At 71.1% G+C, this 22,563-nt stretch carries 23 protein-coding genes; 8 read left to right on the top strand and 15 right to left on the bottom strand.

Features of this window, described 5'->3' with window-relative positions; genetic code table 11:
- Positions 1-70: 70 nt before the first annotated feature.
- Entirely contained in the window at positions 71-1,333 is a 1,263-nt protein-coding gene (locus ASG91_RS04480; protein WP_056921426.1) for a hypothetical protein, read from the top strand.
- Between the two features lie 63 nt (positions 1,334-1,396).
- On the opposite strand, the gene ASG91_RS04475 is transcribed toward ASG91_RS04480, so the two are convergent.
- The 4 genes from ASG91_RS04475 to ASG91_RS04460 form a co-directional block, all read right to left on the bottom strand.
- Positions 1,397-2,413 carry a GTP pyrophosphokinase family protein gene (locus ASG91_RS04475; RefSeq protein ID WP_304438258.1) on the bottom strand — a complete coding sequence of 339 codons (1,017 nt, stop codon included), beginning with the start codon at positions 2,411-2,413 and terminating at the stop codon, positions 1,397-1,399.
- Positions 2,414-2,527: 114 nt separating this feature from the next.
- Positions 2,528-3,088, bottom strand: coding sequence for a DinB family protein (locus ASG91_RS04470; protein WP_056921425.1), 561 nt, complete (start codon positions 3,086-3,088; stop codon positions 2,528-2,530).
- Positions 3,089-3,101: 13 nt separating this feature from the next.
- Positions 3,102-4,490, bottom strand: coding sequence for an NAD(P)/FAD-dependent oxidoreductase (locus ASG91_RS04465; protein ID WP_056921424.1), 1,389 nt, complete (start codon positions 4,488-4,490; stop codon positions 3,102-3,104).
- A 7-nt stretch (positions 4,491-4,497) separates the two neighbouring features.
- Complete coding sequence (locus tag ASG91_RS04460) at positions 4,498-4,746, bottom strand: hypothetical protein (RefSeq protein ID WP_157606031.1); 249 nt, start codon at positions 4,744-4,746, stop codon at positions 4,498-4,500.
- Between ASG91_RS04460 and ASG91_RS04455 the strand changes: the two genes are divergently transcribed.
- Positions 4,724-5,470, top strand: coding sequence for a hypothetical protein (locus ASG91_RS04455; RefSeq protein ID WP_157606028.1), 747 nt, complete (start codon positions 4,724-4,726; stop codon positions 5,468-5,470). The two genes, ASG91_RS04460 and ASG91_RS04455, sit on opposite strands and share 23 nt — an antisense overlap.
- A gap of 10 nt (positions 5,471-5,480) precedes the next feature.
- Complete coding sequence (locus tag ASG91_RS04450; RefSeq protein ID WP_056921421.1) at positions 5,481-6,596, top strand: DNA glycosylase AlkZ-like family protein; 1,116 nt, start codon at positions 5,481-5,483, stop codon at positions 6,594-6,596.
- A 7-nt stretch (positions 6,597-6,603) separates the two neighbouring features.
- Here ASG91_RS04450 and ASG91_RS04445 read toward each other — a convergent pair whose 3' ends face one another.
- On the bottom strand, positions 6,604-7,641 hold the full coding sequence (locus tag ASG91_RS04445; protein WP_056921420.1) for an acyl-CoA desaturase: 1,038 nt from the start codon (positions 7,639-7,641) through the stop codon (positions 6,604-6,606).
- 180 nt (positions 7,642-7,821) lie between these two features.
- Here ASG91_RS04445 and ASG91_RS04440 point away from each other — a divergent pair, with 180 nt between their 5' ends.
- Together ASG91_RS04440 and ASG91_RS04435 are read left to right on the top strand one after the other, a co-directional pair.
- Positions 7,822-8,547: a DUF429 domain-containing protein gene (locus tag ASG91_RS04440; RefSeq protein ID WP_056921419.1), complete on the top strand. Its 726-nt coding sequence runs from the start codon at positions 7,822-7,824 to the stop codon at positions 8,545-8,547.
- Positions 8,548-8,560: 13 nt separating this feature from the next.
- A complete protein-coding gene (locus ASG91_RS04435; RefSeq protein ID WP_082593907.1) occupies positions 8,561-9,262 on the top strand; it encodes a nucleoside/nucleotide kinase family protein in 702 nt (233 codons plus the stop codon).
- Here the strand turns inward: ASG91_RS04435 and ASG91_RS04430 are convergent.
- From ASG91_RS04430 to dnaB, 9 genes are all read right to left on the bottom strand, one after another.
- The gene (locus ASG91_RS04430; protein WP_056921418.1) at positions 9,259-10,491 is read right to left on the bottom strand and encodes a glycoside hydrolase family 32 protein; all 1,233 of its coding nucleotides are present in this window, start codon (positions 10,489-10,491) and stop codon (positions 9,259-9,261) included. The two genes, ASG91_RS04435 and ASG91_RS04430, sit on opposite strands and share 4 nt — an antisense overlap.
- A 1-nt stretch (position 10,492) precedes the next feature.
- Positions 10,493-11,578, bottom strand: coding sequence for a LacI family DNA-binding transcriptional regulator (locus ASG91_RS04425; RefSeq protein WP_082593906.1), 1,086 nt, complete (start codon positions 11,576-11,578; stop codon positions 10,493-10,495).
- Positions 11,575-12,510: a carbohydrate ABC transporter permease gene (locus ASG91_RS04420; protein WP_082593905.1), complete on the bottom strand. Its 936-nt coding sequence runs from the start codon at positions 12,508-12,510 to the stop codon at positions 11,575-11,577. The genes ASG91_RS04425 and ASG91_RS04420 overlap by 4 nt, the downstream gene beginning before the upstream one ends.
- Positions 12,507-13,388 carry a carbohydrate ABC transporter permease gene (locus ASG91_RS04415; protein WP_056921416.1) on the bottom strand — a complete coding sequence of 294 codons (882 nt, stop codon included), beginning with the start codon at positions 13,386-13,388 and terminating at the stop codon, positions 12,507-12,509. The genes ASG91_RS04420 and ASG91_RS04415 overlap by 4 nt, the downstream gene beginning before the upstream one ends.
- Before the next feature lie 54 nt (positions 13,389-13,442).
- Entirely contained in the window at positions 13,443-14,774 is a 1,332-nt protein-coding gene (locus ASG91_RS04410) for an ABC transporter substrate-binding protein (RefSeq protein WP_056921415.1), read from the bottom strand.
- Positions 14,771-16,384 carry a glycoside hydrolase family 32 protein gene (locus ASG91_RS04405; protein ID WP_082593904.1) on the bottom strand — a complete coding sequence of 538 codons (1,614 nt, stop codon included), beginning with the start codon at positions 16,382-16,384 and terminating at the stop codon, positions 14,771-14,773. The genes ASG91_RS04410 and ASG91_RS04405 overlap by 4 nt, the downstream gene beginning before the upstream one ends.
- 231 nt (positions 16,385-16,615) lie before the next feature.
- Entirely contained in the window at positions 16,616-16,816 is a 201-nt protein-coding gene (locus tag ASG91_RS20970; RefSeq protein WP_057376153.1) for a hypothetical protein, read from the bottom strand.
- Positions 16,813-17,526, bottom strand: a complete 714-nt coding sequence (locus ASG91_RS04400; protein ID WP_157581661.1) for a hypothetical protein — start codon at positions 17,524-17,526, stop codon at positions 16,813-16,815. Before ASG91_RS04400 ends, ASG91_RS20970 begins: the two co-directional genes overlap by 4 nt.
- A 90-nt stretch (positions 17,527-17,616) precedes the next feature.
- Positions 17,617-18,981, bottom strand: coding sequence for a replicative DNA helicase (gene dnaB / locus ASG91_RS04395; protein ID WP_056921779.1), 1,365 nt, complete (start codon positions 18,979-18,981; stop codon positions 17,617-17,619).
- A gap of 418 nt (positions 18,982-19,399) precedes the next feature.
- Between dnaB and ASG91_RS04390 the strand changes: the two genes are divergently transcribed.
- The 3 genes from ASG91_RS04390 to ASG91_RS04380 all read left to right on the top strand — a co-directional run bounded on the left by ASG91_RS04390 (position 19,400) and on the right by ASG91_RS04380 (position 22,081).
- Entirely contained in the window at positions 19,400-19,672 is a 273-nt protein-coding gene (locus tag ASG91_RS04390) for a DUF2277 domain-containing protein (protein WP_056921413.1), read from the top strand.
- A gap of 129 nt (positions 19,673-19,801) precedes the next feature.
- The gene (locus ASG91_RS04385) at positions 19,802-20,575 is read left to right on the top strand and encodes a hypothetical protein (RefSeq protein ID WP_056921412.1); all 774 of its coding nucleotides are present in this window, start codon (positions 19,802-19,804) and stop codon (positions 20,573-20,575) included.
- A 42-nt stretch (positions 20,576-20,617) separates the two neighbouring features.
- Complete coding sequence (locus ASG91_RS04380; protein WP_082593903.1) at positions 20,618-22,081, top strand: DHA2 family efflux MFS transporter permease subunit; 1,464 nt, start codon at positions 20,618-20,620, stop codon at positions 22,079-22,081.
- A 43-nt stretch (positions 22,082-22,124) separates the two neighbouring features.
- Here the strand turns inward: ASG91_RS04380 and ASG91_RS04375 are convergent, their stop codons facing one another.
- Positions 22,125-22,505 carry a hypothetical protein gene (locus ASG91_RS04375; RefSeq protein WP_056921411.1) on the bottom strand — a complete coding sequence of 127 codons (381 nt, stop codon included), beginning with the start codon at positions 22,503-22,505 and terminating at the stop codon, positions 22,125-22,127.
- Between the last annotated feature and the right edge of the window lie 58 nt (positions 22,506-22,563).

Raw genomic sequence — 22,563 nt, 5'->3', positions numbered from 1 at the left:
CCACCGGGTGGCAACCGCAGGCACTCGCACCGGTCGTCGACGGGGCGAGCCGGATGGTTGGCGTGGGCCCATGACCGGCGACGTGCTGGCGGTGCGCGACTCCATGGTGGTGCAGACCAGCTTCCTCGCGCTGCGGCGCACGGTGGCGACAGTGCAGGCCGACTGCGCGGAGGTCGCCGAGACGCTCGAGTCGCTGGAGGAGGCCCTGGCCATGGTCACCCAGGGTGGGGCCGGTGGCGGGACGCAGGCGATGAGCGGTTTCGGGCTGGTGGGGCTGCCGATCGCCGGGGCGGTGCGCGCGGTCAAAGGGCTGGCCAGCCAGTACGTCAAGCAGCAGACCGGGGTGCCCCTGAGCACCTGGGCCGCCTTCGTGACCTCGGCCTCCGGCGAGTTCCAGGCCTACCTGGCCGAGCTGGAGCGGATCAGTGACCTCGCGGAGAAGCAGCGGCAGTCGCCCGACGGAGCGGTCGATGCGACCCGGATCCGCAAGGACCTCAAGGTGCTGGCCGATGTACGCTGGCGCACGGCGGCGTGGAAGACGGTCCTCGGCCGGGTGGCCCAGCTCGGGCAGGTCGTCGACGCGATCCTGCAGGTCGACGTGCACGCGGTCGAGGTCGAGACGGGCTCCGCGACCGGAGAGGCCGCGCCGCCCGAGGCACCGGCCGGGCTGACCGGGCTGACCGGGCTGGGTGGCACCCTCCAGCGTCGGATCAAGGACGTGCAGCACCGCACCACCGACCGGTCCTCCGACCTGCGCGAGTGGGTGATGCGTCCGTTCCTCGACGTGCGCGACCGGGTGCGGCAGCTGCCGGCCCAGGTGGCCCGGCTCGCGCAGGAGGTGGGGCTGCTCGAGCTGTTCCTCGAGCTGGAGACGGCCGAGCTGAGCGGGCTGGCCGGACACCTCGCCGCCGACGAGACGCGGATCGTCCGGCTGCGGGTGGCCGCCTCGGTGCTGCTCCCCGAGCTGGTCCACGACCTGGCGCAGGCCCGCTCGACGGTGGCCGATCTCGAGGCCTACCAGCGCCGGCTCGACGCCGGGCGCGACCAGGGCACCGTCGGGCCGGTGGCCCACGCACGACTCTCGACCGAGTACGCCGCGGAGCTCTCGACCGCCCGCGCGCGGCTGGCCGACCTCGAGGCCCAGCAGGAGGTGTGGCGGCGCGACGGGCCGCAGATCCTGCAGGCGTGCGAGGACTGGACCACCGGCGAGCTCGACGTGCTCGCCGCCCGCCGGGTCGCCGAGCAGGCGGACAAGGCGGCCGACCGGCGCGCATTGCTGGAGCGGGAGCGCGGCCGTCTGGAGGAGGCCCGCACCCTGCTCGCGGCGCTGTGACCCACCTCGGGTCGGTGCCGTTCCTTCCGGACATCCGGAAGGAACGCTTCCAACAGGGGGGACTCAGACGGCGCGGAGCTTGTCGAGCCTGGCCCGCAGGGCGGCCTCCCGGTGCCCGTTGCCGTGCAGCGCGAGGTAGCGCGAGCCGTAGACCGCGAGCAGCGCGTCGTCGAGGCGGCGCACCGCACCGGCGGGGTAGCGGTAGCCCATCCGCGCGTTGATGCCTTCGAGGTCGATCGACGACAGCAGCCCGCCGAGCTCGTCGAGCGAGGTGATGCCGAGCTCGAGCAGCAGCCCGGAGATCCACGCGTAGTGGTCGGTGCGCGACCAGCCGGCGTCCTGGAACTGCCCGGCGAGGAAGGTCGCGAGGTCGGAGGCGCTGATCCGCGGGTCGTCCTCGTCGATGGTGAGCCGCTGCCCACCCATGGTCGCCTGGAGCGTGTCGCGGATCTCGGAGAACTCCCGGTCGGCCAGCTCGAGCAAACCCGCCGCCAGGGTGAACCGCCGGTCGAGGTCGGGCACGTGCTCCTCGGGGATGGTCCCCTTGTAGCGCACGTCGTGCTCGAACTCGGCCCAGGCGTGCTGCAGGATCGTGCGCACCTGCACCGAGGCGCTGCGCCCCTTCAGGGTCTCGTATGCCGCGGGCACGCCCTTGACGGGGTCGACCGCCACGAGCAGGTGGCGGCTGGAGTAGCCGAACCGGCCCTGCCGGGCCGTCTCGCGGCCCATGTCGCGGTCGTCGAGGACGCTGAACTGGTCGGAGAGCAGACCGGCCACCGCGTCGACGTCGCCGTGCAGGTAGGTCACGACGCGCACGCCGAGCTGGTCGGTGATCTCGGTCAGCGGGTCGGAGTAGACCGGCTCGCCGTCGAGGGTGCGGGACGCCTTGGCCGCGAACGAGGCCACCGACTTGGTGCGACCGGTGACGCTGACGTAGTTGATGCCGGCGTCGTCGAGCAGCGAGGTGACGAGGGCGACGAACTGTTCGGTGGGCACGCGCAGGTCTGGCTGCATCGCGGCATACCGCTGCACCGCGTCGTGCACGGTGGTCGGTTCGGGTGCTGCGGGCTCGGTGCTCACGCTGCACAGGCTATGGCTTCCGGGCGGTCTGCGAGATCCGCCCCTGACCAGTGCCTGCCGCCGGTTCGAGGTAAACCCGCCGGAGATTCCGGGCGCGTTCACATCGAACCGGGGCTACTGGCCGGTGCGGCCGTCGATGCGCTCGCGGATCAGGTCGGCGTGACCGCAGTGCCGGGCGTACTCCTCGATCATGTGGACCAGCAGCTCGCGCAACGTGATCGGCCCACGGGTCGCGTGGGTGCTGAGCAGCTCGAGGGACTCTGCGCGCTCGACGAACTCCACGGCATACGCCACCTCACGGCGCCACGCCGCCCAGGCCTCGGCGACGACGGCCTCGTCAGCCACCGCCTGGTCGAAGTCGGCATCGCGGTCGTCGTCCTTGCCCCACAGCCGGGGGACGTCCTCGTTCGCCATCGTGATCCGGAACCAGGTCTGCTCGACCGCAGCGAGGTGGCGCAGGAGCCCCAGCAGCGACATCGTCGACGGCTCCACCGAGCGGCGGGCCAGCTGCTCGGCGTCGAGGCCTTCGCACTTCATCTCGAAGGTGAGCCGGAAGTGCCGGAGGTAATCGAGGAGGACGCTGCGCTCGTCGGTCGCGGAGGAGGTCGCCGTCTCGCGAGGGTCCTCCTCGGGGTCGACCCACAGGTCCGGGTACTTCTGCGCCTTGGAAGCCATGGGCTCGATCCTGTCAGGCGCGGCTGCGGGCGGCGGCCTTCGCCCGGTCGAACCCACGGCGCAGCTCGCGGCGCAGGTCCCACAGGTAGCGGTCGAAGTCGACCTCCATGGTGTGCCGCACCGAGGAGTAGAACTGCCGCTTGTTGCGCTCGTGGTCGGCCCGCATCTGCCGACGGATCTCGCTGTCCGGCGGTGGCGCGTAGCGGCCGATGAGGAGCTGGGCGACCCATTCCCCCTGCGCCTGCGCCAGCGGCATGACGGCGCCGACCGGCTGCACCAACCCGATGAAGAAGAGCCCGGGCAGGTCGGGGTGGATGGTCCGCTTCCACAGCGGCAGGTCGTTGTCCTTGGCCGAGACCAGCGCGGGGTCGAGGAACGGGAAGCTCACCTGGTAGCCGGTCGCCCAGACGATCAGGTCGGCCGGGACCCGGCTGCCGTCGGCGAAGACGACGTGGTCGCCGTCCAGCCGCTCGATCGCCGGGCGCGGGACCACCCGGCCGGTTCGGAGGGCGTCGCGGATCCCCTCGGACTGCACCGGATGGGACTGGCCGGGCTTGTGGTGGGGCTGCGGCAGGCCGAGCTTCGCGACGTTGCCGGACAGCAGCGCTCCGATCCGCAGCCGCAGCGCCGTGGCCCACCAGGGCAGCCACCCGGGCAGCGCGACCTGGTCGGCGGGACGCCCGAGGGCGAACTTGCGCAGCACCCACTGTCCCCGGCGCTGCGAGAGGTTGGCCGACCGGGCCACCGTGCCGGCCTCGACGGCGATGTCGAGCGCCGAGTTGCCCGACCCCACGACGACGACGTCCCGACCGGCCAGCTGGGCTCCCGAGCGGTAGTCGTGCGCGTGGATCTGCTCGCCGTCGAACCCGCCGGGGTAGGGCGGGTTGGGCCAGCGCGGGTCCCAGTGGTGGCCGTTCGCGACGAGGACGGCGTCGTACTCCCGCACGTGGTCACCGTCGGGGCCCGTGGTGGAGACCAGCCAGCTGTCGCCGGCGCCGCGCGCGACGTCGGTCACGGTGGTGTGGAACGTGATCCGGTCCCGGAACCCGAAGTGGTCGACGTAGGCGTTGAAGTAGGCGGCGACCTGGTCGTGGCGTGCGTAGGGCGGGTAGTCGGCGGGCATCGGGAAGTCGGAGAAGGCCATCCGCGGGCCGGACGTGTTGATCTCCAACGTCTCGTAGCAGGCGGACAGCCCGTTCGGGTTGTCGTAGACCCAGTTGCCGCCGATGACGCTGCCGCGCTCGAAGCAGTCGAAGGGGACTCGTGCGGTGTAGAGCGCCTTCGCCGCCGCGAGGCCGGAGGACCCGGCGCCGATGACGCACGCCCGGGGCAGCCGCGGGTCGGGCGGGATCGGCCCTCGCACGGGTCGAGCCCGATGGCTCTGCTTCACGAGGTAGGGCACGGCGCGATTATCTCCGAGACGCGGGCGGACGCGAGCGCGGGTTACCCTCGGTGACCATGCGGCATACCGTCTGGTTGGCAGCAGCCTGTCTCGCGCTCAGCGCGTGCGCAGGGGCGACGCAGACCCCCCGGGCCGCGAGCCCGACGTCCGCGGCCCCGCCGGCGACCAGCACCGCCGCGCCGACCACGACGACGACCACCCCGAGCCGCACGAGGACGACCACGGTGAAGCCGGTGAAGCCCAAGCCCTCGAGCACACCGTCCGCCCCCAAGCCGTCGGCCGCCAAGCCGCGCACCAGCCTCAAGGGCGACACCAACGACGCCTTCGCCTTCGCGCCGCTGAGCAACCCGGGCAACGTCACGGTCGAGGGCTCGGTCTCGAGCTACAAGGCCTGGTCGACGTCGAAGGTGCTGGTCGTCGCAGCCTTCCTCGACACGGCCTGCGACGGCGACCCGGCCAAGGCCAGCGCCCAGCAGAAGCGCTGGGTCACGGCCGCCCTCACCGCCTCCGACATGAATGCCGTCATCGCCCTGCGCGAGGACATCCCCGGCAGCCCGGGCGCCGCCATCACGAAGGTGCTGCGGTCGATCGGCGACACCCGCACCGTCGCCCCCGACGCGTCGCAGGGCGGGATGCAGTGGACCATCCGTGAGCAGGTGCGGTTCATGGCCGCGCTCAGCTCGGGACGGGTGGTGTCCAGGGCAGCGAGCGCCTACATCCTGTCGTCGATGCGACCGATCGCAGCGCACCGCTGGGGCCTGGGCACGATCGGCGCCGGAGCGTTCAAGGGCGGCTGGCTGCGCAGCGACACCGTCACCCGGCAGATGGGCATCGTCGACGGGTATGCCGTGGCGATCATCACCGACGCGGTCGGCCCCGCGGTGCGCCAGACCGACGGCGACTCGGCCCACGTGGAGCAGATGAACTACCTCGCGAAGGTGCTGGACCGCCGGCTCGCCCTCGAGTCCGGCCGCGGCTGACGGGGTCGACGTGAGCGAGCACCGGCTGTCGCGGGCCGACGCCCGGCGGATCGCGGTGCGGGCGCAGCTGCTCGACGAGCCCCGGCCCACGGACCTGCTCGACGTGGTGCGTCGGCTGGGGGCGGTGCAGGTCGACCTCACGGCGGCCGTCGCGCCCAGCGCCGACCTGGTCTGCTGGAGCCGGCTGGGTGGCGGCTACGCGCTCGGCGACCTCGACGGCCTGTTCCAGGAGCGGGTCGTCGTGGAGCTGCGGGGGTTCCTGCGCCCGGCCGAGGACATCGCGCTCTACCGAGCCGAGATGGCGCAGTGGCCGGGGCCGGAGCCGCTGCGCGACTGGCAGATGGACGTCGCCGAGTGGGTGTCGGCCAACGACGAGTGCCGCCTCGACATCCTCGACCAGCTCGAGGCGGAGGCGCCCCTCTCGGCGCGACGGCTGCCCGACTCGTGTGTCGTCCCGTGGCGCTCGACGGGGTGGACCAACAACAAGAACACCCAGCGGATGCTCGACTTCATGGAGGCCCGCGGGGAGGTCGCCGTCGCGAGCCGTGAGGGACGTGAGCGGCAGTGGGACCTGGCCGCGCGGATCTACCCCGACGACGCCTCGGTGCCTGCCGTCCCGGCCGTGGAGGCGTCGGTCGAACGGGGACGCCGCAGGCTCTCCGCGCTCGGGATCGCGCGGGCCAAGGCGGTCGAGGTCTCCGCCGAGCCGAACGACGTCGGGTCGGTGGGGGAGGCCGCGGTCGTCGAGGGGCTGCGCGGGCAGTGGCGGGTCGACCCGGCCCAGCTCGACCACCTCGGCGAGCCGTTCCGCGGTCGCACGGCGCTGCTGTCGCCCCTGGACCGGTTGGTCTTCGACCGCAAGCGGATGACCGAGCTGTTCGGCTACGACTACCAGCTGGAGATGTACAAGCCGGTCGACAAGCGTCGTTGGGGCTACTGGGCCCTGCCCATCCTGCACGGCGACCAGCTCGTCGGGAAGCTCGACGCCACCGCCGACCTCGCGGCCGGGGTGCTGCGCGTCGCCGCGGTGCACCAGGACGAGCCGTTCAGCTCCGCCGTCCGCCAGGCCGTCGACCGTGAGGTCGAGGACCTCGCCGCCTGGCTCGATCTCAGCGTCGCCCGCTGAGGGCCGGTCACCCACCCGCGCGCAGCGGGGCCCCGACGGCGTGCAGGTGACGCAACACCTCGGCATACGAGGCACGCGCGGTGGCCTCGACGTAGGGCACGTCGTGGCGTTCGCAGACGGAGTGGACGATGCGCTGCGCCTTCGGGAGGTTCGCGCGCGGCATGCTCGGGAAGAGGTGGTGCTCGATCTGGTAGTTGAGCCCGCCGAGCGCCCAGTCCACGAACGGCCCGCCACGGATGTTGCGTGAGGTCAGCACCTGCCGCAGGAACGGGTCGGCCTCGTCGGCGCGCGACAGGACCGGCATGCCCTTGTGGTTGGGCGCGAACGAGACCCCGAGGTAGAGGCCGCGCAGGCCCTGGTGCACCGCGATGAAGACGAGCCCTTGGAGCCACGACGTCGTGGTGACGACCACGACGAGGTATGCCGCGGTGTGGGCTGCGATGAGCGCGACCTCGGCCGGGCGGTGCTGCAGACCGGGGCGGGCCAGCGACCGGATGCCGGCGATGTAGAGGTTCACCGCCTCGAAGGTGAGCATGGGGAAGAAGAGCCAGGCCTGGTGGCGGGTCACCAGGGCAGCCAGGCCACGGCGTTCGCGGGCCTGGCTGATGTCGAAGATCAGCACCCCAGCACGGACGTCGGGGTCGGTCTCGAGGTCGTTCGGGTGGGCGTGGTGGGCGTTGTGCTTGTCCACCCACCAGCCGTAGCTGAGGCCGCTGAGCAGGTTCGCGTGCACGAGGCCGAGCAGCGCGGCCGTCCTGGCCCGCCGCGAGACCTGGCGGTGCGCGATGTCGTGCCCCAGGAAACCGATCTGCACCGACACGACTGCCAGGACCACCGCCCACGCCACCAGCCACCACGAGTGGTGCCAGACGACCATGGCGGCCAGGACGGCCAACAGCCCGAGGGTGTTGACGGCGAAGTGGACGAAGTAGGGGCCGAGTCGACGGTCCATCAGCCCGGCGGCGCGCACGGCGCTCACGACCTCGGGGTAGAGCGGGCGCGGCGCGAGCGGCGCAGGGTCGACGATGCGGGGAAGAGTGCTCATCCCGGACTCCTGGGGGGTGGTTTCACGCCACCGGGTCCAGGGCAGCCTTCGGCTTCGACTCTACTCGCGATCCCGGCTGGCGGCGGGGGTGACGAGTCGCCGATCCGCCGCCGCGCAGCGGTGTCTGGCACTGTTTCACCCCTGGCAGGTTTCACCCACGGCAACGGAAGGTGGTGGGCAGTGGCGGACGAGGCGTCTGAGCTGGCGGCCCGGGTGGCTGAGCAGGCGGCCGCCCTGGCGGAGCTGCTCGCCGCTGCCGGCGTGGCTGACCGGGCCCGGGTCGACGAGACCTACTCGGCCCTCGCGACCACGCTGGAGCGGCTCGGCGCCGTTCTCCGCGCTTCCGGTGACGACGGTCCGCGGCCGTCCCCGCCGGTCGACGTGATCGTGCCGGTGCTCGGCGTGGACGCGTGCCCGGCGGGCTGGGTCGGCGCCATCCTCGAGCCGGGCGCGCCCCGCCCGCGGATCGCGGTCGCGTCGACCATCGCCGACCTCGTCGAGACGGTGCGCCAGTCGCTCGACCTCGAGGCCGTGGCCATCGCGCGGGACGACGCCGACAGCCTGCCTCGTGACCAGGTGGACGAGGTGTACGCGTGGGTCCGCGGCCGGCCCACCGTCACCGTCATCGAGGCGCACCCCGAGCTCAGCTTCGCGGTCATGGCCGGGGCACCGATCGTGGCCGGCAAGAAGACCGACGAGGGCCGCGTCGCACGGCTCGCCGCGCTGGCCGCCGCAGGGCTCCCCTCACCATCGGTGCTCAACGGCAGTGGGTATGCCGCGGACGACGTCCTCGACGCCTGCGCGGCTGCGTGGACGGCGGCTCGTCGCATGAACGGTGACGCCCACCCGCTGCCCGATCCGCCGCAGACCTTCGCGGACGGCATACCCGCCGCGATCTGGGTGTGATGGCATGGAGGACATGACCTCTCGAGCCGGCGACGGCAGCAGCCTCGGCGAGTTCACGGCGCTCGGTGAGCGGGCTCGGGGCCTGGTGGCGCGCGCGGCACTGGGCCGCGGCGGTCGCGCGGTCCTGGGCATCACCGGGGCGCCTGGTGCGGGGAAGACCACACTGGTCGAGCGGCTCCTGGCCGAGCTCGCGGAGCACCCGCCGGAGGGCGCAGGTGCGGGCTGGGTGGCCCACGTGCCGATGGATGGGTTCCACCTCGCTGACGCCCAGCTCGACCGGCTCGGGCTGCGGGACCGCAAGGGAGCGCCGGAGACGTTCGACGCCGCGGGGTATGCCGCGATGCTGGAGCGGGTGCGGACCGACACCTCGCAGACCGTCTACGCGCCAGGCTTCGAGCGTGACCTCGAGCAGCCGATCGCCGCGGCCCTGGCCGTGCCCCCGTCGGCCCGGCTGGTGATCACCGAGGGCAACTACCTGCTGCTGGACGAGCCGGCGTGGCACCGGGTGCGGGAGGCGATGGACGAGGTCTGGTACTGCGACCTCGACGAGCCGACCCGACTCGAACGGTTGGTGGCGCGGCACGTGGAGTTCGGGAAGGAGCCCGACGCCGCCGCCCTCTGGGTGGACCGCGTCGACCAGGCGAACGCCACGCTGGTCGCGGCAACCCGAGCTCGCGCCGACCTCGTGGTGACGACGCCGGCCCGTCTGGCCTAGTCGACCCAGCGGAGGTCGGCCCCCTGCGCACGGTCGTCCCACCACGTCGCGCCGGGGAGCGCATGGGCGAAGGCACCGCCCGAGGTCAGGACCTCGATGCACGGTCCGTCGACCAGCACCTGCACCCCCCGGGGTGAGGCGACGATGGCGGCCCCTTCGGTGCCCGCGACCACGACCACCGCGCCGTCCACGTAGGACACCGACAGCAGGTCCTGGCCGTGCGAGGTGAGCCGGACGGGGCCGTCGGTCAGGTCGGCCGGCTCGGCAACCGCTGCGTTGGCCCCGTTGCGTCGCTCCCGCCCCCGGGAGGTCAGCTCCGGGTGCAGCCGCAGCACCAACCCGTCGTCGATGAGCTCGAGGCGGTGCACCACGCTGAGCGCGCCGGCCCGTCCGGCTGACTGGTCGAACAGCCCGCGGATCCAGAAGACCAGACAGGGCTGCCCGTCGGCGTCGGTGAAGGACGCCGGTGCGTAGTAGCCGTGTCCGTAGGTGAGCCGTTGCCAACGCTCCGGGGTGAAGGTCGGACCCTCGGCCGAACCGCGGGCTGCGGCGACGTGGTGGAGCGCGTCGTCGGCCCAGACCGAGACGACCAGCGCATCCGCGCCGCCGACCGTGACCAGCTGCGGACACTCCCACAGGGTGCCGGTCCACAGGGGGTCGCGGTCGGTCGTGGGACGCGACGCCGCCACTCCCTCATAGGTCCACTCCACCAGGTCCGGCGAGGAGAAGGAGGTCGCCGCCGCCTCGGTGCCGCCGATGGAGGTGCCCACGAGCATCCGCCACACCGGTCCGTCGCGGTAGACGAAGGGGTCTCGGAACGCGGTGACGTCGACGTGCGGCGGGGCCGTCACGACGACGTCTCCCTTCACCCAGGAGCCAGGGGACAGGTCCGGGCTGTCCGCCCAGCGCACCCGGCCCATCGGCAGGTCGTCGGCGGAGATCGCCGTGTAGAAGATCCGGTAGCCGTCGTCGCGCCGGACCATCGACCCGGACCAGACGCCGTCGTCGCCCTCGCCGGGGGCGAGCGCCACGCCGCGGTGCTCCCAGTGCACGAGGTCGTCCGACACCGCGTGACCCCAGTGGCAGTGCGGCCGCCACTCGAGCGAGTCAGGCACGTACTGGAAGAACAGGTGATAGCGCTCGCCGTCCCAGGTCGGGGCGAGGGGGTCGTTCACCCAGCCACGGTCCGCGGTGAGGTGCAGCGCGGGCCGACCGTCGTCGGCCGCCATCTCAGGCTGTCCCCACCCGGGGCCGAGCCACCGACGAGCGACCGATCGGCGGGCAGGCCACCCGCAGCGGCCCCACGGCCGGGAAGTCCTCGACCCCCATGAGGAGTCGGACGCCCTGCACCCCCAGCTCGTAGTGCGGGAGGGCGACGGTCGACAGGGGCGGCCGCAGGTGGGCTGCGATCACCTCCTGGTTGTCGAAACCGACCACCGACACGTCGTCCGGCACCGCCAGCCCGCGCTCGCGCAGCGCGTCGTAGACCCCCATCGCGACCCGGTCGTTGTGGCAGCAGACGCCCGTGACCCCGAGGTCGGCCAGGCGCTGACCCGCGACGAACCCGCCCTCCTGGTCGGGAGCGGTGTCGATGACCAGCTCGTCGTCCACGTCGATGCCCGCCACAGCCATCGCCTCGCGGTGCCCGGCGATGCGCCCGCGCCGAGCCGGGGAGGGCGTCGTCGTGTTGAGGAACGCGATCCGCCGGTGTCCCTGCGCGAGGAGCAGCTCCGTCGCGGCGCGGCCACCGCCCACCTCGTCCGGCACGACCGCCCGGACGCCGTCGCTGGCGTAGCAGTTGACCAGGACGTGGTCCACCTCGCTCAGCCCGGCCGGAAGGGTCACCTCACGGTGGTACCAGGTCGAGAAGAGGATCCCCCTGACCTGGTGGGCCAGCATCATCCCCAACGCCTCGGCCTCGGCGTCGGCGTTGTCCTCGGTGTTGGCGATGAGCAGCGTGTAGCCGAGCCGCCAGGCCTCGTCCTGGGCGCCGCGGATGATCTGTCCGGCAAAGGGCGTCGTGGCGATCGAGTCGGCGACCAGCCCGATGAAGCTCGACTGCCCCTTCACGAGGTTGGCCGCCGTCGCGTTGGGCCGGTAGCCGAGTGCCTCCACCGCCTCGCGGACCCGGCGGCGCGCGTCGTCGCCGATCCGGGCCCCCACCTTGTTGTTGATGACGTGCGACACCGTGGTGGTGGAGACGCCGGCCAGCCGACTGACGTCGCGCAGCGTCACGCGCGCCGCGCCGCCCCGAGGGGACGACGCGGCTGCCGTGCCATCGCTGGACGCCCCGGTGGCGCCTCGCCCTTCAGTCATCCCTTGGTTGCTCCGCTCTCGAGTCCGTACATCATGGCGCGGTTGAGGACGAGGAACACCAGCAACAGCGGAGTCACCGTGACGCACACGGCCGCGAAGGTCGCAGTCCAGTCGGTCTTGCCCATCGCGCCGATGTAGTTCTGCAGCCCGAGCGGCACCGTCTTGAGCTCCTCCGACAGCACGAAGGTGTTGCCGAAGACGAAGTCGTTCCAGATGAAGATGCTGTTGATCATGACGACCGTGACGATCGTGTTGACCGACATGGGGAGCGTGATCCGGGCGAAGATCGCCGTCGGACCGGCCCCGTCGATCGAGGCGGCGTCGTAGATCTCCTGCGGGATGTACTGGAAGAAGGACATGAACAGGTAGAGCGACATCGGCAGCGAGAAGCCGGCGAGCGGGATGATCATCGACAGGTGCGTGTCCAGCAGGCCGACCTTGGCGTAGTCGACGAAGAGCGGGACGAGGGCGACCTGCACCGGGACGATGATGCCCACGAGGAACAGCGCGCGGACCACCCGGCTCCCGCGGAACCCGAGGACCTGGATGGCGTAGGCGCCCATCATCCCGCACACGACGATGAGCGCCGAGGCGCCGAGCGTGACGACCAGGCTGTTGACGATGTTGCGCCCGAGGTCGCCCTGCTCGAACGCCCGGGCGAAGTTGTCGAGCGTGAACGACTGAGGCAGGCCGAAGGCGCCGTGTGACGCGAAGTCGGCGTCGTCGCGCACGGCGGTCAGGAGGATCCAGACCAGCGGGTAGACCTGCACGACCAGCAACGCGCCGAGCAGCACCCTCGAGACGACCTGGGCCGGCTTGAGGGGACGCCGTCGTCGGGCGTGGACCCTGGACTGGGAACGGCGCGAGGGAGGCACCTGCCCGCCGTGGGCCGGGGCCGGCTTGGGCAACGTGTCGGTGGGCGAGGAGGTCATCGCACGGCCTTCCGGTTGAGCAGCAGGGAGATGAGGCCGACCGCGACCAGGCACTCGAGGACGATGAAGACCGACATCGCACTGGCATAGCCGTAGTTCGTGCTGGTGAAGGCGGTCTTGTACATGTAGGTCGTCACCAGCTCCGACGCCTGGCCGGGCCCGCCGTTGGTGAGCAGGTAGGGGATGTCGAACCCGCGCAGGGCGAAGGTGGTGGCCATGATCGTCGTCGTCACCCAGACCGGTCGGATGTACGGGAACCGGATCTTCGTGAAGACCTGCCACGCGTTCGCGCCGTCCAGGCGCGCAGCCTCCTCGAGCTCGCGCGGCACCGCCAGCAACGCGGCATACACGATGATCGTGTAGAGACCCACGAACCGCCAGCCTTCCGGTGCAGACACGGCCGCGAGGACGGTGTGCACGTCCGAGAGCCATGGGCGGCTCAGCGAGCCGAGGCCGAGGTCGTCGAGGACCCCGTTGAGCAACCCGACCGGGTCGTAGGAGTAGATCCGTTGGAAGAGTAGGCCGATCGCCACCGTCGAGATGACTGCGGGGAGCAGGTAGAGGACCTTGACGACCTCGCGGCCCCTGGTGATGGTCAGCAGCAGCGAGGCCACCAGGAGGGCTCCGCCGAGCTGCAGCACGAGGCAGACGGCCAGGTAGCCGAGCTGGTTGGTGAACGACGTCCAGAACGTCGGGTCGCCGCCGACCATGTGCCGGTAGTTCTCCAGCCCGACGAACTCCCGGTCGGTGATCCCGTCCCACGAGAAGAGCGACAGGTAGACCGACTGCACGATGGGCAGCAACACCGCGCCACCGAAGAGGAGCAGGGGCGGGAGCAGGAAGCCGACGACTGAGAGCCGGGAGCGGTAGGGAAGCACGGGGTCTCCTTCCGGGTCGGTGGGCCGGGAGCTCCCGGCCCACCGACTGCGGCCTTACTTGAAGTACTTCGGCGCGTTCTGGGCGAGTGTGGTGTCCATCGTGGAGATGAACTCCGCAGGAGTCACGTCACCCTGGACGAGCAGCACCAGCTCCTGCTGGAGGCGGGTGTTCGTGGTGGGGTCGAGCTGGGTGTCCCAGGGCATCGCCAGCTCGTCGCCGACCTTCTCCGCTGTCGAGATCGCCTTGGAGTACAACGGAGTTGCGTTGGCCGGCAGGGTCACGTCGGTGGTGGTGGGGGTCAGCGCACCCGAGGCCGCGTACTGCTGCGGGTACTTCGTGAGGGCGAACTTGAGGAAGTCGCGCACCAGCGGGTCGTAGGTCCTGGTGTTGACCGCCATGCCGATTCCGGACGGGGCGACGTAGTCGTTGTCCGCGGTCTTGGCACCGGCGACCGTCGGCAGCGTGAAGAAGTCGACGTCGTTGCGCACCCCCGCGTCGAGCTTGTCGGTGGCGAGGCTGCCCAGCTCCCACGTGCCCATGTTGTAGATCGCCGCCTTGCCGGAGGTGAACAGGTTCTGGGCGTCGGTGTAGCCGACCGAGGAGAAGCCCTTCTGGAAGCACCCGGAGGTGCCGAGCTCACCGAGCCACTTCGCCGCGGTGGCCCCTGCGGGGTCGCTGAACTTGGCCTCACCCTTCTTGAGCTTCCCGACGTATGCCGGTCCCTCGAGTCGGAACGGCTGGTAGGCCATCCAGCGCTCCAGGGGCCACTGCTCCTTGCCGGCCATCGCGATCGGCGTAACCCCCGTCTTGGCGAGCGCGGCGCACACGGCGGGGAAGTCGTCGAGCGTCTTGGGCACCTCGACACCGGCCTTGGCGAAGAGCGCCTTGTTGTACCAGAAGTACTCGGCGCCGTACTCGAACGGCAGGAGGTAGAGGGATCCGTCGTCGAAGCGCTGGTAGGCCAGGGCCGAGGGGCGGTAGCTCTGGTCGAGACCGATGTCCTTGAGGAGCTTCTCGGCGTCGACCATCTGGCCCTGCTTGGCAAGCTTCTGGGCGTAGGGCGTGGCATCGGTGTCGAAGAACTCGGGGAGCTTCTTGGCCGCCGCCAGGGTCTCGAGCTTCTGGATGTAGGAGGGGCGATCTGGCGTCGTGATGAACTTCAGCGAGAAGCCCGGATGGGTGGCGGCGTACTCGTCGGCCAGGCCCTTCATCACGGTGATGACGGAGCCGTTGGCCGGACGGGACAGCAGCCACGAGATCTCTCGTGCCTTGATCGCCCCGGTGGGGTTGACGTCGCCCGGCGCGGCGCCGGTCGACCCCCCAGCACAGGCGGTCATGGCCAGCGCGGTGCCTACGGCAGCGGCCAGCAGCGAAACCTTCTTCATGGTGCACTCCTTCGTGCAGCGGACCCCGTGGCGCCGGGATCGGTCGTGGTCAAACGGGAGGGCAGAGCAGGTGCGTCGGGGAGGGCGGTGTCGTCGGTGGCGTACGAGTTGTCGGTGAGGGTGTGGCCCGGCAGACCGGGCTCGGCTGCGCGGGTGAGATCGGTGACCGGTGGGCGTTGGCTGAGGTTCGCCTCGACCACCTCGAGTCGTCCCTCGCCGACGAACACACCGAGGCGTCCGCGTCGGTGGTCGTAGAGGGGCGTGCTCAGGGTCACGGCGCCGTCGAGGGTGAAGACGGCGAGGTCGTCGTCGACCAGGGCTTCGAGGACGTGCCGACCCGGTGCCAGGTCGACCGGGCGCTCGAGCTCGAGGAACTGCGGGACATCGCCGGAGACCTGCCACTGCGCGGCTCCGGTCGACTTGCGGGGCCAGCGGTCGAGCACCATCCGTGAGGCGTGCGGCTCGAGCCGCAGCACGTAGCCGGTGTCGCCGTCCTCCGAACAGCGAAGCAGCAGGCCGAACTCCCGGGTGCCGGCCTCGACGTCGAGCACCACCCTGGTGTGGAACTGGCGCGGGGTGGCGTGCTCGGAGATGGTCGCGGCGTAGGAGTCGGGGGCCTCGAGGACACCCTTGGCCAGGCCGAGCTGGGCGGAGCGGTCCTCGCTGAAGCTGTCGACCAGCTCGGCCGGCGGACGCAGGGCCAGGGTGCCGTCCTCGCGCTGCAGCGCCTCCAGGGTCGAAAGGCTTCCGGCCCACTGCCACGGACCATCATCGGTCTGCCCCTCGCGGCTGGCGATCCAGCCGAAGAAGAACCGGCGCCCGGCGCGCGCTGCGGATTTCGCGGCATACCAGGCTCGCCCGTCGAGGGTGTCGTGGGCGGGCACCTGCCACGGCCCCTCGGGGCTGCGGGCCATGCGGTAGCGGGTGACGAAGCGGTCGGAGAACTCGGAGTAGACGAGGTACCACCACTCCCCCCACTGGAACACCTCGGGGCACTCGTGGGTGATGTAGCGACGCGGGTCCCAGAACGGCTCGGCCGCCGCCCAGGTCACGAGGTCGTCGGACACGCACCGGGCGACGACACCTCGACGTCGTTCGGGCCCGTCCTGGTGGCGGGCGGCGAGGAGCATGTGCCAGCGGCCATCCGGGTGGCGGAAGACGAACGGGTCGCGCCAGTCCGACGGCTGGTAGCCGGGCGTGGCGCCGAAGGTGTGCTCGGGGTGCTTGGTCCAGGTGGTCTGGCCGTCGTCGCTGGTGGCGTGGGCGACGAGTTGGAGCGGTAGTCCGTCGGCACCGAGGACGTCCGGGTTCTGGGCGGTGTAGAAGAGGTGGTGACGGCCCTGCTCGTCCTGGACGATGCTGCCGGTGTAGCAGTTGTGGTCGGCGGCGTCCGGCTCGGTGCCGGTGGCCAGGGCCAGGCCGTGGTCGGTGAGGGTCACCAGGTCGCGGGTGGTGACGAGGTGCCAGGGCATTCCGGTGGGCGGGTCGGCGCGGCGCTCAAGGAGGTAGTAGAGCCAGAACTGGCCATCCTGCTCGAACGGGATGACGTCGCCCACCCAGGCGTCGCGCGGCCGGAAGAACACCGGCGCGGTCGTCGTCCCCAGTTCCATCGAGGTCCTCACTTCGTCGTGATCGGCGCCTTGGTTAAACGCTTGATCAGACCGTAGAGGCTGGGATGCGGCGTGGTCAAGCGTTTAACCAAACTTTCTCGGGACCATGGCCGACTCCCTCCGTCGACCCTCGTTACCCTCCCTTGGCAACGGCGTCGCCGGCTCTCGCCACTCCCGGGGGGCGCGCAGCGATGCGGGGTCAGGCCGCCTGGCGACCGGTGGAACGGTTGCTCACGCGGGCTCGGCCGCGAGCGAGTGCCGGTAGCGGACCTCGTCGAGACGGACGTCGCCGCACCAGTCGACCTTCGCCGCGCCGTCGGAGCGCCAGCCGTGATGCTCGTAGAACCGGCGAGCGCGCTGGTTCCCGTCGAGCACCCAGAGGGTCGCCTCTAGCCACGGGAAGCGATGCGTTCGCTGGTTCCGTCTGGTCATGGGCAGCTGGCGTCGTCGTTCGTCACCCGGCTGAGCGGGCGTCCGGTGTTGTCGAGGGTGGCCCTCAGCTGTTGCCCGCTGTCGGTGCGGACCTCGAAGGTCGTGTCGTCGACCCACACGAGGCTGTCGTTGGCGATGGCGGGGTCGTCGCGACTGATGCAGCCAGCGTCCCACCTGCGGGAGAGCAGGCCCGCGTTCTGGTGCACGGTCACGTCCCAGGTCGGCTCGATCGTGGAGGTGCCTTCGGTGACGACTGCGGTGAACCGACCGTCCGGCGAACGCACGCTCGACAGGTCTTCGGTGTTGGCCGACCACACCGTATGCACTCCGAAGGCGACCCACAGGAGCACGACGCCGACGAGGGTGCGCAGTCCCCAGCTGGGTTGACCCCGGCGCTCATCGAACGACGTCGCCATGTTCAGCAACGTGCAGATGGCCATGAACCACAACGCGGGCGGCAGGATCCGGTCCACCACGAAGTAGGTGTCCCCAGCGAAGAACACAAGGCTGGCCAGGGCGACGCACAGGCCGGACAGCGCGAAGAGCACGTAGTGTGTCCGGCGGCTCCACCGGCTGCGGTCCACGACCGGGGCCTCTTCGGGCTGGGACCACGACAACGGCTGCATCGGCGGGAAGCCGGCCCCAGTCGTCTGGGCAGGCTCCTCTCGATCAGTGCGGTCGACGGTCACGGGGACATTGTCGATGGTCACGAAGACGAGAGTCTCGCCTTTTGCCAGTTCCCCGCTGGTCGGCCGAGCCGGGCCGCGACGCGTTGGCCGCCCCGCGAATCGCCGAGGCGATCAGAAGCCGTCGCGGGCCATGTTCGCGAAGCGGGAGTAGTGGCCCTGGAAGGCCAGCACGATGTCCTTGGTCGGACCGTTACGGTGCTTGGCCACGATCACGTCGGCCTCACCCTCGCGACCCGGGTCGGCCTTGTCGCGGTGGAGCAGGATGACCATGTCCGCGTCTTGTTCGATCGAGCCCGATTCACGCAAGTCGGACATCTGGGGCCGCTTGTCGGTGCGCTGCTCGGGACCACGGTTCAGCTGGCTGATCGCGATCACCGGGACCTCGAGCTCCTTGGCGAGCAGCTTGAGGGCCCGCGAGAACTCCGAGACCTCCTGCTGGCGGGACTCGACCTTCTTGCCCGAGCTCATCAGCTGGAGGTAGTCGATCACCACCAGCTTGAGGTTGTGCTGCTGCTTGAGCCGCCGGCACTTGGCGCGGATCTCCATCAGCGACATGTTCGGTGAGTCGTCGATGAACAACGGAGAGTCGGTGATCTGCCCCATGATCCGCGCGAGCTTCTTCCAGCCGGCGTCGCCGATGGTGCCCTTGCGTAGGTCCTGGAGCTGGATCTGGGCCTCGGCCGAGAGCACCCGCATGGTGATCTCGGAGCGGCTCATCTCGAGCGAGAAGACGGCGGTCGCCATCTTGTGCTTGATCGCCGCGGCCCGGGCGATGTCGAGCCCCATCGTCGACTTGCCGACGGCAGGCCTGGCCGCGAGGACGATCATCTGGCCGGGGTGCAGGCCGTGGGTCAGCTCGTCGAGCTCGATGAACCCGGTGGGCACCCCGATCATCTCGTCGGTGCGCCCGGCCGCCACCTCGATCTCGTTGAGGGTCTCCTCGAGGATGTCGCCGAGCACGTGGTAGTCCTCGCCGCCGCGCTTGTCGGCGACCGCGTAGACCTCGGCCTGGGCGGCGTTGACGATGTCCTCGACGTCGCCGTTGCCCTGCTGGTAGCCGAGCTGCACGATGCGCGTGCCGGCCTCGACCAGCCGGCGCAGCACGGCCCGCTCGCTGACGATCTCGGCGTAGTAGCCGGCATTGGCCGCGGTGGGGACCGCCTGGATCAGGGTGTGCAGGTAGGCCTGGCCACCCACCCGCTGCAGGTCGCCCCGCTTGGACAGCTCGTCGGAGACGGTGATCGCGTCGGCGGGCTCGCCCCGCCCGTAGAGGTCGAGGATCGCGTCGTAGATCAGCTCGTGGGCGGGCCGGTAGAAGTCGGTGCCGCGCAGGCCCTCGACGCAGTCGGCGATGGCGTCCTTGGAGAGGAGCATGCCGCCGAGGACGGACTGCTCGGCGTGCACGTCCTGCGGCGGAACCCGCTCGTCACTGGGTGGCGGACCATCGCCACCAGTGCCGAACGCGCTCGTGCTCAGCTCCGCAAGAGACACTCGGGCAACTCCCCTGTCACAAACTCACCGACGCCACCTGCGCCGCCTGACGGCCACCGGCGACGAACTCCACCTGTGTGATTCGAGTACACCAGTCGGCACCGACAAACCTCCGCCGACACGACCGGGACCCGTATTCGGCACAACGTATGGCGGCCGGACCCGCAGCTCAAACCAGCCCTGTGGAAAGGCTGGGGACAAGGTGTGCGCAACGCCCGGGTCCCTTGTGCACAGTCGGGGGATAACCCTGTGGATTTCGCGACGGTCCGTCCGACACAGGTGCCCTGACCTGCGGTTTCCTGATCCACCGGGTGTGGACCCAAGAAAGTTTCGGGCGTGTCCACGCCCGTGGTCTTCCACATGACGCAGGACACACTCGACCCCTGCGACGTAGCCTGAGGCCATGTGCCGCAACATCCGCCAACTGCACAACTTCGAGCCGGCTGCCACCTCGGACGAGGTTCGCGCCGCCGCCCTCCAGTACGTCCGCAAGGTCAGCGGCAGCACCAAGCCGAGCGCTGCCAACCAGGCGGCGTTCGACGAGGCGGTGGCCGAGGTCGCCCACGCGACCCAGCACCTGCTCGACCACCTCACCACCAGCGCGCCGCCCAAGGACCGCGAGACCGAGGCCGCGAAGGCCCGCGCCCGCGCCCAGGCGCGCTACGGCGCGGCCTGAGCCGCGCGCAGCCGGCCCGAGCCACGCGGCATACCGATCGTGGGTATGCCGCGTGGCTGGCTCGTGCGGCGATGGCAGGGCTGTGGATATCCGCCAGGGGCGTGACCGGCGCGCTGCCATCGTGGGGCGATGCACTCAACCAGCAGTGACTCACCCGGCCCCGCGACCGACCACCGCCGTCCGCGCATCACCCACCTCGTCCTGGTCGACGGGCTGCCGGCCGACCACTGGGTGGAGGAGAGCGCTGACGTCGCGCCGCCCGTCCCTCCGCGCGTCGGGAGCGGCCGGGCCAGGCGGACCGCGGCGCTGATCACGGCGGCCGAGCAGCGCGACGCCGAGCTGCGCTGGCTGGAGGCCCTGGTCGGGGGGCGCGCGGCCCTGCTCGCCCTCGACGACAGTCCCCTCGAGCCACGCCCGCTCACCCTGCCTGACCTGGCACCCGCGCTCAGCGACCGGGCCCGGGCGGTCGCCGCGGAGTGCGACCGCCTCGCGGTCGAGGTCTTCGACGACGAGGAGCTGGGCACGGCGTTGCGACGCCTGTGGGAGGCGGTGCTCGTCACCGACCCGGGGATGCTCGCCCGGAGCAGCCGCGACGACACGGCCGTGGGCGCACTGGTGTGGGCCGGCGCCCAGGCCAACGGACTGCTCGGACGCGAGGGGCGCCTGCTCGCCCGCGACCTGTGGCCGCGGCTCGGGGTGCCCACCTCGGCTGCCGGACGTGGGGGAGCCCTGCTCGACCGACTGGCCCCCGCGGCCGACCTGCCGGTCGCTCCCCCGGGCGCGCCACGACTGCGCCCGACGGGCCGGCCGGACGTCCTCCTCGCGCAGACCCGTGCCCTCCTCGTCGCGCGTCGCGATGAGTTCTGGCCGCGACCCGGGTCAAACCCGATGAAGCCAGTTTGAGCAGGCCACCGCCAGAGCACCACACACCACCGAGGACATCCCATGACTGACACCGTGAGCACCACCGAGGAGCGGCCCGCCGAGGTCGCAGCCGAGGTCAAGGTCAACCTCGTGATGCGGATCCTGACGCTGTCGACGTTCGTGGTCATCCTCAACGAGACGATCATGGTCAACGCCATTCCGCGGCTGATGCGCGACTTCGCCGTCCCGGCGACGAGCGCCCAGTGGCTGTCGACCGCGTTCATGCTGACCATGGCCGTCGTCATCCCGGCCACCGGCTGGTTCCTCCAGCGGGTGACCACCCGCTCGGCCTACGCGCTGGCGATGGGCCTGTTCCTCACCGGCACCGCGGCCGCCACCCTGGCACCGACCTTCACCGTCCTGCTCGTCGCCCGCGTCGTGCAGGCCAGTGGCACCGCCGTGATGATGCCCTTGCTGATGACCACCATGATGACGCTGGTGCCACCGGCCGAGCGCGGCAAGGTGATGGGCAACGTCACCCTCGTCATGTCGGTCGCGCCGGCGCTCGGGCCGGCCGTCTCCGGCCTGCTGCTGGAGCTCGGCTCGTGGCGGCTGATCTTCGCCGTCGTGCTGCCGATCGCGGGCGTCGTCGGCACCCTGGGGCTGCGCGAGCTGGTCAACATCGGCGCACCCACCAGCACCCGGATCGACCTGCCCAGCGTCGCGCTGTCGGCGATCGGCTTCGGCGCCCTCGTCTACGGGCTCAGCGGACTCGGGGACGGGGCGCGCGCCACCCACACCATCCCCCCGGCCGTGGTGACGGCGACCGGCGTCCTCGCCCTCGTCGCGTTCGTCCGCCGCCAGATCGTGCTGCAGCGCGGCACGGGGGTGCTGCTCGACCTGCGGACCCTGACCTTCCGCCCGTTCGCCGTCTCGCTCGGCGTGATGTGCCTGGCTTTCATGGCGATGATGGGCGCGATGATCCTGCTGCCCCTCTACCTCCAGGACGTCCTGCACCTCAGCACCCTGGTGACAGGGCTCCTGCTGATGCCCGGCGGGCTCGTGATGGGGCTGCTCGGCCCGGTCGTCGGTCGCGCGTACGACCGGTTCGGCGCCCCGCGCCTCGTGGTCCCCGGCGCGATCGTGATGGCGGCGACGCTCGCGCTCTTCAGCCGCGTCGGCACCGACACCTCGCCCTGGCTGCTCCTGGTCAACTACGTCGCGCTGATGGCCTCGCTGGCCCTCATCTTCACCCCCGTCTTCACCTCGGGGCTGTCGGTCCTGCCGCCACACCTCTACGCCCACGGGAGCGCGGTCCTCGGGTCGCTGCAGCAGGTCGCCGCCGCAGCCGGCACGGCGATCGTCGTCAGCGTGATGGCCGGGCGGGCCGCGTCAGCCACCGTCAGCGGCGCCACTCCCCTCGACGCGTTGAGCACCGGTGTGCGCTGGGGTTTCGGGGTGGGCGCGGTGCTGGCGCTGGGTGTCGTGGCCGTCTCCCTCGCCGTCCGCACGCACTCCACCGACAGCGCGCCGGCACAGCACTGACGTCCCAGCGATCCACCTGCTCGACGCCCTGGCCGCAGCGCGGTCAGGGCGTCGACGTCGCTGTGGGGGTCGGCGTCGGCGTGCCCGCCTCCTGGGCGACCTCGCGGCAGCGGGTCTGCTGGTCCTGGTTCATCACGGTGAGCGGCACCTTCTGCTTCGCCGCCACCGCGCCCAGGAGACGGCAGAGGTCCTCGACCTCCGCGGCGCTGGCCGGCCCCTCTGGGGTGCCCCAGCCGTTCTGCGACTGGAGCTGGTTCACCACCTGGCTGGCGATGCCCCCGTTGTCGACGTACTGGTCGTCGTCGTTGGCGGCACTGCACGCCGCGAACAGGATCAGCACGAGGACGACGTTGACCCACGTGGGCAGCCGCACGACGGGCGGCTTCGACCGCGGCTGGACTTGTTGCTGGCTCGGCTGCGACATGGACTCCCCCTGAGGACTGCGACGACCTGGTGGCACGACGGTGCGACGACGTGAGCTC

Source organism: Phycicoccus sp. Soil802, assembly GCF_001429605.1.
Taxonomy (GTDB): Bacteria; Actinomycetota; Actinomycetes; order Actinomycetales; family Dermatophilaceae; genus Pedococcus.
This window is presented reverse-complemented; position numbering and strand designations above follow the sequence as displayed.